Raw genomic sequence first — 12769 nt, forward strand, 5'->3', positions numbered from 1 at the left:
CCCAAACTACCACACATTGTTCAAATTAAAGAAGCCTGAAATTCAAATTTATACATTTAAGAAATATTGCTTAAGGCATTCACCACAGCTCCAGAGGAGCCTGATCATACTAGTTAGTCATTACAACCGAACCAAAGCTCCAGAGGAGTGACATGATTTTTAATCCTGATTGCTTCAGTTTAAACATTCAGGTTCTTAGGGCATACCATATTCAATATGGCTCCTGATAATTTCCGTTTAACTATCGCAAAATCTCTATTGAAAGTTTGAAGGTGCCAATATGTGTATAGCTGCCTTTTTGATTTCCACTTTTATCTCACTCACCTCACCCATCAGTTCACCATCAATCTGAAGTAGCTCTTTTGTATGACACCGGATTTTGGCCGAGTTTGTTTTATAAATCTCCACAAAATCCGAATTATTGATATCTCCAAAAAAAGAGCTGAAAGTAAGTGAAACAAGGTCCCCCATGGGAATAGGCTTGAAAACAATCACCTCAAAAAATCCATCGTTCATGGAGCTGTCAGGATTAATAATAGCTCCGGTTCCGTAACTAGAAGCATTGGCAAATACAATCATTTCAGCAGTAACTTCAAACGACTGATCATTCAGTTCCACCGTAAAATCCGTTGCTTCCTTTTCGCTTAATGAATTAAAGAAAGATTTAGCATAGGCCAGTTTGCCACGTTCTCCATTATTCTCGAAATCCTGAATCATATTGGCATTAAAGCCCACATCGCTCAAGTGCAAAGAGATATGCTCATCATTGATCACCACCACATCCATAGGTTGGGGGGTGTTTTCCATCAGGATTAACAAACTGTCTTCAATATTTTCCGGTATATCCAGCTCATTGGCCAATCCATTGGCCGAACCTAGTGGAATAATTCCAAGGCTCACCTCGGTATCCAATAGTAGTTTGGCCAACAGATTAATAGTACCATCACCTCCACAAGCCACCACTGTTTTGGGGTTGGAAATTGAAATTTTTTCCTTGATTTTTTCAGGATCATTTACCCCTGTTGTATATAAAATCGTATATTTCCTATTATGTGCATTACATGCCGAATCTATATTGCTTTCTAATGCTGATTTGTCGGTATTTCCTGATTTAGGATTAACGATAAACAAATAATCTATTGGGCTCATATTCAATTTTACAATTAAAAACTTAAAGTTATTCTACGCTCCATCAATATACGATTAGGACTCTTCCTTAAACGATTTCTAGGAATAATTTCACCTCCCACAATTATCCCCTATATGGGATATGGGAGTAGAGAAAGGATATACGTAAAAGGACAAGTTTTGGAGAACAGACCTGATATATTTTCTGAAGCAACAGATAAAAAAAGAAAGAATCTTAAAACAATGCTGGGAAGATACCTCAGTTCCCCAATTCCTGAAACTACTGTGAAAATCAAACTGAATGGGCAAAATTATGAAACCATCAGTGACGAGCTAGGCTATTTTAGTGAATGGCTTTACCCTCCAAAACCCATTGATCCGGGCTGGCATCCTGTTTATTTTTCTATTTGTGATGAAGAGGGCAAGGAACAATGTGTAAAACAGGGAGAATTCCTGATAGTTCGCTCTGACCCGCAGTTTGGGGTAATTTCTGATATTGACGATACCGTATTGGTATCACACGCCACACAAATGTTGCGGAAAATCAGGCTTATTCTCACTAAAAATGCTAAAACCCGACTACCATTTGAAGGTGTGGCCTACTTTTACCGGCAATTAGCCGCAAATGGGAATCCATTGTTTTATGTCAGTAGCAGTGAATGGAATTTATATGATTTTCTGGCAGATTTCTTCTCCATCAGAAATATCCCTAAAGGTCCTTTTCTGTTGCAGGAATATAAATCAGGAATCAGGGACCTTCTTTTCTCAGGTGGGGGAAGCCATCAGCATAAAATTGAGAAGATAGAGCGTTTGATGAACCTCTATCCTGACCTAAGTTTTATTTTAATTGGTGATAGTGGACAGCGAGACCCGGAAATATATCAAAAAGCTGTAGATAAATTTCCCGGCAGAGTGAAAGCAGTTTATATAAGAAAAATTGGAAAGAAAGATGAGTTTGAAGAAAAGACTATCCAATATTTCAGGGAAAAAGGAGTGGAATTGCTGATGATGGAAACTACTGAAGAGGCAGTTAACCATGCAAGGAAGCTGCGGTATATTTAGGTGATAGGTTTTGATGTGTAGGAGTGATTATGTAAAAGTTAGGAGGTTGGCAAGGTTTCAGGTTTGCAGGTTATAGGATGATGAAGTTTTCACGTACATGATTCACCTAAAAAACTTCACCGTGGGTTTGACGAATAATCCCACTTGCCAGTTTAGGGAATTTGCCCACAAAATTTACTGCCAGTCGGGAGCGAAAGGAATGGCCAAACAAGTTCTGTGTTTTTCTACCATACCAAAGTCGTTGTGAAAAATGTCTTTGCCAGGTTTTCAAGTAGGTGCCTTCCACTTCTTCCCGCGTCCGGATATTGCCCTGATAGTATTCACTAACAGTATTTGCAGCTATAAAACCTGAATGAATAGCCATTGCCATCCCATTACCGCACAATGGAGTAATCAGGCCGGCTGTATCACCAGCCATTAACATGTGATTCTCTACCGTTTTCTTTTTCTCAAATGAAATTTCATTGATCACTTCCGGCTTTTCCCGTACAAAATCAGCATTTCCCAGGATATCCTTTAAATGTGGATTTTTGTATAAAACAGCTTTTTCCATTTCAGGGATAGAAGAATGGTTCTTCAGATTTTCCCTTCGGCTGAGGTAACAAATATTTAGCATTCCCTTTTCCACTTGGCTGACACCACAATAGCCTCCCGGGAAATTATACAAACCAATTAAGTGCTCGGGATAATCCAAAAAGGCATGGTATTTCACTCCCAGGAAAGGAGATTTCTTTTCAATAAAATTACGATTGAAGGTTTTATCAAGCTTCGATCGTTTCCCATAAGCATTGATTACAAATTCTGCCTGAAGGCTTTCCCCCTTTTTAAGATCTACCTGAAAGCCCTCACCATGAAATAGCACATCGGTTACTTCTGTTCCACAAAGTACTTCAACACCCAATAGCTTTGCTTTTTGATAAAGAAAATGATCCATCTCATAGCGACTAATGCCAAATCCTCCCAAAGGCAATTTTATTTCTGCTGTTTTTCCCTCAATATCAGACAACAAAAAACGCTTGAGTTGGGGAAGGGGAAACTCTTCAGGGAATATATCCATACGTTGTAAAAAAGGTACCACCTCATTGGAAATATACTCTCCGCAGACACGATGAAAGGGATAATGCTTTTTTTCTATTAATGTGGCTTCCACTCCATTCCTGGCCAGAGTAATGGCTGCTATCAAACCTGCCAATCCTCCTCCTACTATAATTACTTTTTGTTGACTATTTTTCAAACTATTATTTATTTTGCATGTATAAACACTAGAAGCCCCCGGTAGTTTAGCTTGTTTAATTGATAATTCTCATTAATACTACATCTTTCAGTAAAAGGTTTGTTTTAAAGGTCAGTGGACTGGAAAAATCATTACCTTTGTGGCTTGTTTAAAAATATGTGGACAAAACTAGCTCATAACGTAATAAAATTCAGGCTTCCCCTCATTATTATCCTGGCTTTAATCACCATTTTCATGGGATACCGTGCCAAAAATATTGAGATGGATTATGACCTTGCTCAAATGGTTCCTGACACTGATGTTGATTTCATAGCACTTAATAAATTTAAGGATTTATTTGGAGATGATGGAAATATATTAGCCATTGGAATAAAAGACAGCAGTCTTTATGAACCTCAAAATTTTGCCAGGCTTAATTATCTGGCCCGTGCTATCAATGATGTAGAAGGTGTTACAAATGTTCTTTCCATAGCCAATTTACAGCAAATTCAAAAAAATACTGCTGAGCAGCGTTTTGAAATGAGGCCAATGATTGATGAGTTACCTGAAAATCAGGAAGAATTGGACAGCCTGCTTGGTAAAATAGTTGATGAAAAGTTTTACTCAGGCCAGTTAATTAATCTCGAAACAGGAGCCACAGCGATTGTAATTTCTGTAGATGAAAAAGTGCTTAATTCGGCAGACAGGCAACGCCTGATGCAGGATATTATCCAGGTAGGTGATGCCTTTGCAGCAAAAACCAGCATAGAATTACATTATGCCGGATTACCATTCGTACGCTCAGTGATGATGGGCAAAGTTCGCCAGGAAATCATTAAATTACTGGTGCTTTCAGTTTTGGTAACAGCCTTTATCCTCCTGCTATTCTTCCGTTCCTGGGATGCTGTATTATTTCCGTTATTGGTTATTTTCTCCGTTGTTATCTGGTCCATGGGAACCCTGGATTTGCTGGGCTATAAAGTCACTATTCTAACGGGGCTTATTCCTACTATAATAGTTGTAATTGGTATACCCAATAGCATTTACCTGCTCAATAAATACCATCAGGAATTTGATCAACATGGCAATAAAATAAAAGCCATTAGCACCATTATTCGGAAAATAGGAGTAGTTACTCTGATAACTAATTTTACCACAGCGGTAGGTTTTTTAGTATTGGCCGTTACCGATATCAAATTATTGAGGGAATTTGGAATAGTAGTTGGCATCAATATATTTGCCACTTTTATTGTAAGTATCATTCTTATTCCAGCAGTTTTTTCCTACCTACCTAAGCCCGGAAGAAAGCAATTGAAGCATCTGAATTTCAAGATGACTGACTTTATGGTAGTGTGGCTAAACAAAGTAGTTCACGGACACAGAACCAAAGTATATGTCACTACAGGTATAATCATTGTAGTCTCCTTTGTGGGTTTGTTTAAAATCAATTCCATAAGTTATATGATTGATGATTTGCCGGAGGATGGAAAAACAAAAACTGATTTACGCTTCTTTGAACAAAATTTTAGCGGGATCATGCCTTTGGAGGTAGTTATCAATACTGGTAAGAAAAGAGGGATTGTCCAACTCAATACGCTTAGGAAAGTAGAGGAATTTGAGCAATTTCTGGATAGCATTCCCGCTATCAGTCAGCCGGTTTCTATCGTAAGTATGATAAAATCAGCCAGACAAGCCTATTATAATAACAACCCGGCATTTTACAGTTTGCCCAGCCAAAGGGACTATGGTTTTATTATGCGTTATCTTAAACAAGAAGAAGGGCAGCAGGATGTGATGAGCAATTTTACTGATGAAGATCTTCAAAAGATGAGAATCTCCTTAAAAGTAGCTGATATTGGTTCCGATAAAATGGATGTGCTGTTGGAGGATGTGATTAAACCCAGAATGACTCAAATATTTGAAAACACGGATTTTGAAATCACTATTACAGGAACTACACCTATCTTTATTAAAGGCAACAGGTATTTGGTGGAAAACCTGAGGTTAAGTTTATTGGTAGCCTTTACAGTGATTGCTTTTGTAATGGGGCTACTATTCTCCAACCTCCGGATGATCATCATTTCCCTGGTTCCAAATATGATTCCGCTGATCATTACAGCAGGAGTAATGGGTTATTTTGGTGTTCCACTAAAGCCAAGTACAGCTCTTATTTTCAGTATTGCTTTCGGTATATCTGTAGATGATACCATCCACTTCCTGGCCAAATACAGACAGGAGCTATTTGCCAACAACTTTTTTGTACCAATAGCTGTGACAAAAACATTGAAAGAAACAGGTAAAAGCATGATCTACACCTCCATTGTGCTTTTCGCAGGATTTATCGTTTTTGTCGCTTCTGATTTTGGTGGCACAGTAGCCCTTGGTTTCTTAACCTCCGCCACTTTATTGGTGGCAATGCTCACAAATTTGATAGTTTTGCCATCACTTTTACTTACTTTTGATGATGGTAAAAGAAGGAAAGATGTACATCCAATCATTGAGCAATACGATGACAATTTCTATGTGGCGTCTGATGATGAAGAAATAGATTTAAAAAAGATAAGCAAAGCAAACAGAACTTCAAGTGATGGAGACTCTGAAGAAAAAAATACATAATACAATGGGTCAATACAAAGAGTACAAAAACCTTGACTATGCCGAGCTGGCAGATAATATATTAACATATTGGAAAGAAAATAATGTCTTCCAACAATCCATTGACACTCGTTCGGGAAATCCAACTTTCACTTTTTATGAAGGGCCACCATCGGCCAATGGCACCCCAGGCATTCATCATGTAATGGCCCGAACTGTTAAGGATATTTTTTGCCGTTACAAAACCTTGAAAGGCTTTCAGGTAAAAAGAAAAGGTGGATGGGATACCCATGGTCTGCCTGTAGAATTGCAGGTTGAAAAAGAATTGGGAATTACCAAAGAAGATATTGGCAAGAAAATATCCGTAGAAGAATATAATCAGAAGTGCCGTGAAGCGGTAATGAAGTTCAAAGGTGAATGGGATGACCTGACCGTGAAAATGGGATATTGGGTTGACTTAGATAACCCCTACGTTACTTTTGAGCGCGACTATATGGAGACTGTGTGGCATTTGCTCAAGAAGTTCTACGACAAAGGCCTCTTATATAAAGGCTACACTGTGCAGCCATTTTCACCCTGCGCTGGTACAGGCTTAAGTTCTCATGAATTGAACCAACCCGGTACTTATCGAGATGTGAAAGACACTTCTGTCACCTCACAATTTAAGGTTAAGAAAGACCCCGGATCATCCTTTCTATTTGAAGAGGAAAATGAGGATGTTCGCCTTTTGGCATGGACTACGACTCCATGGACTTTGCCATCCAACTGTGCATTGGCTATTGGGGAGAAAATAGATTATGTAAAAGTAAAAACATTTAATCCATATACATATAAACCTGTATCTGTCATTCTTGCAAAAGCATTGATGGGCAAACACTTTTCTGATAAAGCCAGGGATGTAGCAATTTCCGATTATACACAAGGTGACAAATTAATACCTTTTGAAATCAAGCAAAACTTTAAAGGAAACGATTTAGTAGGAATCCGCTATGAGCAGTTGATGCCCTATGTAACTAATGAGAATTTAGAAAAAAATGCTTTCCGGGTGATTCCGGGTGATTTTGTAACTACGGAAGATGGTACCGGTATTGTTCATACGGCTTCTGTTTTCGGAGCAGACGATTTCCGTGTAGCAAAGCAAAATAATGTGCCTGCCGTAATGGTTAAAGATGAATTAGGGCAGGATGTTCCTTTGGTAGACAAGCAGGGAAGGTTTGTGGAAGAAGTCACTGATTTTGCAGGGAAATATGTAAAAGAAGAATATTATGATGATGCCACAAGAGCCAATCCTGATTTCAAACCAACTGATGTGCTTATTGCCATCAAACTGAAAGAGGACAATAAAGCATTTAAAGTAGAAAAATACGAGCACTCATACCCTCACTGCTGGAGAACAGATAAACCTATTCTTTATTATCCACTGGATTCCTGGTTTATCAAAACTACAGCCATGAAAGACCGCCTGGTAGAGCTGAACAAAACCATTAACTGGAAACCTGCTTCAACAGGAGAAGGCCGTTTTGGTAATTGGCTGGAAAACCTGGTGGACTGGAATTTGAGCCGCTCGAGATATTGGGGAACTCCATTGCCCATTTGGGTAACTGAAGACAGAACTGAGATGAAATGTATCGGTTCTATGGCGGAATTGCGGGAAGAAGTAGCAAAATCAGTGACTGCAGGATTTATGCAAGCTGAGCTACCAGAAGATTTTGATTTGCATCGTCCGTATGTGGATGATGTATTTTTAGTAAGTGCCTCAGGACAGAAAATGACACGCGAGGCTGATTTGATAGATGTTTGGTTCGATTCAGGAGCTATGCCTTATGCGCAATGGCATTATCCATTCGAGAACCAGGAAGAATTTGACAAGAATTATCCTGCTGATTTTATTGCAGAAGGAGTTGACCAAACAAGAGGCTGGTTTTTCACCTTGCACGCCATATCAGGGATGCTTTTTGATAAAGTAGCCTTTAAAAATGTAATTGCCAATGGTTTGGTGTTGGATAAAGATGGAAATAAAATGTCCAAACGTTGGGGCAATGCGATCAATCCTTTTGAAACACTATCGAAATATGGCCCGGATGCTACACGTTGGTACATGATCAGCAATGCTAATCCATGGGACAATTTAAAGTTCAATGTTCAGGGAGTAGAAGAAGTACAGAGAAAGTTCTTCGGTACGCTACAAAACACTTATAACTTCTTTGCATTATACGCCAATTTGGATGGTTTTACCTTTGAAGGAGATTACATCCCTTTAAATAAAAGAACAGAAAGTGACCGCTGGATTTTATCAAAACTAAATTCGCTGATCAAGGCTGTGAATGAAGCTTATGATCAATACGAACCTACAAGAGCTGCACGATTGATCCAGGAGTTTGTTTCAGGCGATTTGAGTAACTGGTATGTACGCCTGAACAGAAAGAGATTCTGGAAAGGAGAGTACAATGAAGATAAGAAAGCTGCCTACCAGTCCCTTTATGAGTGCCTGGAGAAAATAGCTATTATTTCTTCCCCAATTGCTCCTTTTTATACTGACCAGTTATTTCAGGACCTGAATAAGGTGAGCAAAAAGGATCAGTCGCTATCGGTTCATTTAGTGGATTTTCCGCAAGAAAACGAGCAAGTAATTGATCGCTCTTTAGAAGAAAGAATGTCCCTGGCCCAGCAAATCAGCTCTTTGACCCATTCCATCAGGAAAATTCAGAAAATAAAAGTAAGACAGCCTTTACGGAAAATTTTAGTGCCAGTATTTAATGAACATACCAAAAAACAAATACAAGCTGTAGAGGATCTGATTGCTTCTGAGGTAAATGTGAAAGCGGTAGAATATATTGATGATGCTTCGGGGGTTTTAGTAAAAAACGTGAAACCAAATTTCAGGAAATTAGGGCAGCATTTTGGCCCAAAAATGAAATTGGTAGCCAACATCATCAACGAATGGGGCAAGGAAGAAATAGCCACTATCGAGAAAAACGGCCAGATAGAAATTACACTTGAAGGTGAGAGCATCAACCTTTTGTTAGAAGATGTTGAAATCACTTCAAAAGATATCCCGGGCTGGTCAGTAGCTACCGAAGGAGGACTTACTGTCGCTTTAGATATCAATATTGATGATGAGTTGAAGAAAGAAGGAATAGCCCGTGATTTAGTAAACCGTATTCAAAATTTAAGAAAAGACCAAAGTTTAGAGGTGCAGGATAAAATCCATATTGCAGTGGAAAAAGGAGATTCTTTGGTAGAAGAAGCTATTCATCAGAACAAAGCCTATATTTGTGAAGAAACTCAGGCACTTTCGCTAGATTTGAAAGAGCAAGTAGCAAATAGTACAACTTTAGAAATTGATGATTTAAAAATTAATATATCTATTTCCTTATAAAACCCATACCCTGTGAAATATTCAAAGTACTTTTTCCTTACCATTGCGATCATTATACTTGATCAGGCTGTAAAATTGTTTGTGCACTTTAATATGGAATTAGGGTCAGCAGGACAAATTCCCGTTTTTGGTGATTGGTTTAAATTATACTATACCCTTAACCCGGGAATGGCTTTTGGAATGCAATTTGGGTCTGACTATGGGAAATTGGGATTGACTCTATTTCGCTTGATAGCAATGGTTTTCATTGCCTATTATTTATATAAATTGGCCAAAGACAAAACCCATCCTGGAGTATTGTGGAGTATGGCTTTGATACTGGGCGGAGCAATAGGTAATGTGATAGACAGTACTTTTTATGGTGTTTTCCTAGATAACGCTCCATATGATGCCATCACACCATGGTTTCATGGGCAGGTAGTCGATATGTTTTATCTGGATATCTGGGAAGGCCGTGTAGCAGAATGGGTGCCATTTTGGGGTGGGGATTATCTTTCTTTATGGCCTATTTTCAATATTGCAGATGCTGCCATTTTTACCGGGGTGGCTATTATTCTCGTTTTTCAAAAGAGATTTTTTAGTGCAATGAAGCAGGAAGCCAAAGCCTAGTTTCTCATTTATTCAGGTCAAACTTTTTTGCAGCTTCCCCATTCCGGAAGATTGATCAACAACAATCATCTACTTATTACTTAGTTTTTATAGGACGGTAATCTTAAATATTATTGGAATCGGGTTAACCTAACCCAAGGATATTTAACACTACTCTTTAAAATAAATAGCCGGCCCTACGCAAAGAAAAAGGCCCGAAAAATTCCGGGCCTTTCAATCATTTACAAAAATGTGTGATCTTAGTATACTAAAATCTGATCAGCGTTTCCGTCAGGATCATTATTAACTGTTCCATCAGTAGAAGTACTTCCTAATAATAAAACACCAGCTGCATGAGGCGCTGCCATAGAAGTTCCACTAATTGTGTTATAACCACCACCTTTCCAGGTTGAGTTGATCGCTACACCAGGCTGGCAGTAATCAACCGGAGGATTTGCATAGTTAGAGAATGAGGCCCAGTTATCGTTTACATCCATTGCAGAAATAGTGTAAACATTTGTTCCGTTTACTCTTGCAGGAGATGAATTATTAGCGTCAGCACTCTCGTTACCCGCAGCTAAAACCATTTTAATTCCTTTGCTTGCAGCATTAAGTACCGCAGCATCTAAAGCATCTGAAGTAGGACCTCCTAAACTTAGGTTGGCAACATCACCAGATGATCCGTTAGCAGCAACATGATCTACTCCGGCAATAACACCTGAGTAAGAACCACTACCACGTGAATCCAATACTTTCACTGGAATTACAGTCGCACCAGCTGCAACTCCAATTACACCAACATTATTATCTTTTGCAGCAACAGTTCCAGCTACATGAGAACCATGACCATTTCCATCATCAGTTGATTTTCCATCTCTTCCGGAAGTAAATGCATTAAAGCCTCTGGAAGCATCAACAGTTAAATCCTCATGATCCAAATCAATACCAGTATCGATGATCCAGGCAACAGAACCTCCAGTATAGCTTACACCACCATTAACTCTCGTAATACCATAAGGAGTGCTTTGGCTGGAGCTTCCGCCATCATCTCCACCACCATCATCCGGGTTATCATCACAAGGGCCACCATTTGGTGTTCCACATGGTGGGGCTAGAGTTACTATTCTATCAGGCTCAATAGAAGCAACTCTTTTGTCACTCTTTAATTCAACTAGTTCTTTATCGCTCAATTTTAGAGCAAATCCTTGAATAGCCTCGGAATAAACACTTAGAATGTTTTCTTTGGCAATATTCCTTTCTGATAATAAACTTTCAGTTTGATTAACTACAGCTAATTTTCTTTCTGTTACAGTGGCCAGGTTGCGGGACTGTAAACTTGCTTTCTCATTAAATGTCACTATATACTGACCTGGTATGATTTGACCATTTGTATTTTCACTTACCTCTATAAATTCGGAAGTGTCATCTATTTTCATTTCATCCTGGTTGTTACAAGATGTTAAGATGGCTGCTATCAGAACGAGGGATAACAGGGATTTTGTGATGTTTTTTAGTTTGATCATAATGTAATTTTTAGTTAAACAATTTGATTTCCTCAAAGCAGTAAAAAATATGTTGGAACGCAAAATAAAAACTATGTTTTTCGAGTAAAAAAGATAGTTTTTAGCAAAAAATACAATCAAAACCATAAAACATGAAAGTTTTTCTCAAATTTGCAGAATAATTATCCGTACTGTTAAAACAAATATTCAATGAGCTTTCTGATTATATACTCCTACATTAGGTACAAATACGAGTAAAATAGCATGTAATATAATAAAGAAAAAGATTGTAATTATTCTAACGGAAAGGCTTATCCCAATGTAATATTCCTCAAATTTATCAACCTCTTAATTCCTTTGTATTTTAGGCAAACAATAAGACAAGCTGTGCCATACCAAGGATTAAAATCAGAATGACAAGGGATAAGCGATAATCATTATTTTTAATAAGATAAAAATAAAGCCATGAACAAATCAGTACCAGGGGAATAATAAATCCGAAAACAGCGAATACCCCATACCTTTGATAAAACATTTGTCCCGGATTTTTAAGTGACTCTACTTTTATGGGTTGAGCAGTAATAGGACTCGCTGAAATTTTAAATATTTCTCCTTCTTCAAAAATCTCTGAATCTGCATGTTTGATCCTCATCTCATATCCATCATTAAAATTCAGGAGCGTATAATATTCATGAATTTTCCCTCCACGAGCATTATAGCTTTTAGTGAAGCCCCTGGCACTTATTAATTGCTTCTCTATTTCCTGGTTAGGAAGAAGGTAATCCACTGCCAGTATAATATTTAAGAAGGAGACAACTAATAATATTATCCTTACCCGGGAGAAAATCCAATGAAACATTTGTCGTTTCATTTCTGACTCCTTTTTCTTTCTGGCCCAATATTTTTTTCGATACTCTTCTTTATAGTTCTCTTGATAAACAGTCTGGGATTCATAAACAGTCTGAGGCGGTTCAGGGTGCTTTTTCAGGTATAAATAAGCATTATTAATAGCTTTAAATTGTTCACCTTGATCATCAGGATAGACATCCGGATGATATTTCTTGGATAAACTCCTGAATGCCTGCTTAATTTCATCAGGAGTAGCGCCTTCTGCCAATCCTAATTCCCGTAATGACTGATAATATATATGTTCGGAATTACTCATCATTACCCACTAAAAACCCATACCCAATTCCCAAAGCAAAGCCAATTCCTGTTCCAAGGGAAATATTTCCAAGTAAATACCCTAGCAAAGCACCTATCAAAGTAGCAATTGTCAATTTCAGGAAAGGATTTTTCAAG

At 38.2% G+C, this 12769-nt stretch carries 9 protein-coding genes; 4 read left to right on the forward strand and 5 right to left on the reverse strand.

Features of this window, described 5'->3' with window-relative positions:
• Window positions 1-255 precede the first annotated feature (255 nt).
• Window positions 256-1149, reverse strand: a complete 894-nt coding sequence (locus tag JKA74_RS16710) for a diacylglycerol/lipid kinase family protein (protein ID WP_201432376.1) — start codon at window positions 1147-1149, stop codon at window positions 256-258.
• Between the two features lie 159 nt (window positions 1150-1308).
• On the opposite strand from JKA74_RS16710, the gene JKA74_RS16715 reads away from it, so the two are divergent.
• Window positions 1309-2190 (forward strand): App1 family protein, encoded by an 882-nt coding sequence (locus JKA74_RS16715; RefSeq protein ID WP_201432377.1) that lies wholly within the window; start codon window positions 1309-1311, stop codon window positions 2188-2190.
• A gap of 106 nt (window positions 2191-2296) precedes the next feature.
• Here the strand turns inward: JKA74_RS16715 and JKA74_RS16720 are convergent, their stop codons facing one another.
• Window positions 2297-3424, reverse strand: coding sequence for an NAD(P)/FAD-dependent oxidoreductase (locus JKA74_RS16720; RefSeq protein WP_201432378.1), 1128 nt, complete (start codon window positions 3422-3424; stop codon window positions 2297-2299).
• A gap of 156 nt (window positions 3425-3580) precedes the next feature.
• Between JKA74_RS16720 and JKA74_RS16725 the strand changes: the two genes are divergently transcribed.
• The 3 genes from JKA74_RS16725 to JKA74_RS16735 are packed head-to-tail and all read left to right on the forward strand — an operon-like array spanning window position 3581 to window position 9986.
• Entirely contained in the window at window positions 3581-6019 is a 2439-nt protein-coding gene (locus JKA74_RS16725; RefSeq protein WP_201432379.1) for an efflux RND transporter permease subunit, read from the forward strand.
• 4 nt (window positions 6020-6023) lie between these two features.
• On the forward strand, window positions 6024-9377 hold the full coding sequence (gene ileS / locus JKA74_RS16730) for an isoleucine--tRNA ligase (protein WP_201432380.1): 3354 nt from the start codon (window positions 6024-6026) through the stop codon (window positions 9375-9377).
• Between the two features lie 12 nt (window positions 9378-9389).
• Window positions 9390-9986 carry a lipoprotein signal peptidase gene (locus tag JKA74_RS16735; RefSeq protein ID WP_201432381.1) on the forward strand — a complete coding sequence of 199 codons (597 nt, stop codon included), beginning with the start codon at window positions 9390-9392 and terminating at the stop codon, window positions 9984-9986.
• 239 nt (window positions 9987-10225) lie between these two features.
• Here JKA74_RS16735 and JKA74_RS16740 read toward each other — a convergent pair whose 3' ends face one another.
• The 3 genes from JKA74_RS16740 to JKA74_RS16750 all read right to left on the reverse strand — a co-directional run bounded on the left by JKA74_RS16740 (window position 10226) and on the right by JKA74_RS16750 (window position 12768).
• Window positions 10226-11488, reverse strand: coding sequence for a S8 family serine peptidase (locus JKA74_RS16740; protein WP_201432382.1), 1263 nt, complete (start codon window positions 11486-11488; stop codon window positions 10226-10228).
• A 343-nt stretch (window positions 11489-11831) separates the two neighbouring features.
• Window positions 11832-12632, reverse strand: a complete 801-nt coding sequence (locus JKA74_RS16745; RefSeq protein ID WP_201432383.1) for a J domain-containing protein — start codon at window positions 12630-12632, stop codon at window positions 11832-11834.
• Entirely contained in the window at window positions 12625-12768 is a 144-nt protein-coding gene (locus JKA74_RS16750; RefSeq protein ID WP_236587870.1) for a hypothetical protein, read from the reverse strand. Before JKA74_RS16750 ends, JKA74_RS16745 begins: the two co-directional genes overlap by 8 nt.
• Between the last annotated feature and the right edge of the window lies 1 nt (window position 12769).

It is taken from the genome of Marivirga aurantiaca, assembly GCF_016679925.1.
Taxonomy (GTDB): Bacteria; Bacteroidota; Bacteroidia; order Cytophagales; family Cyclobacteriaceae; genus Marivirga; species Marivirga aurantiaca.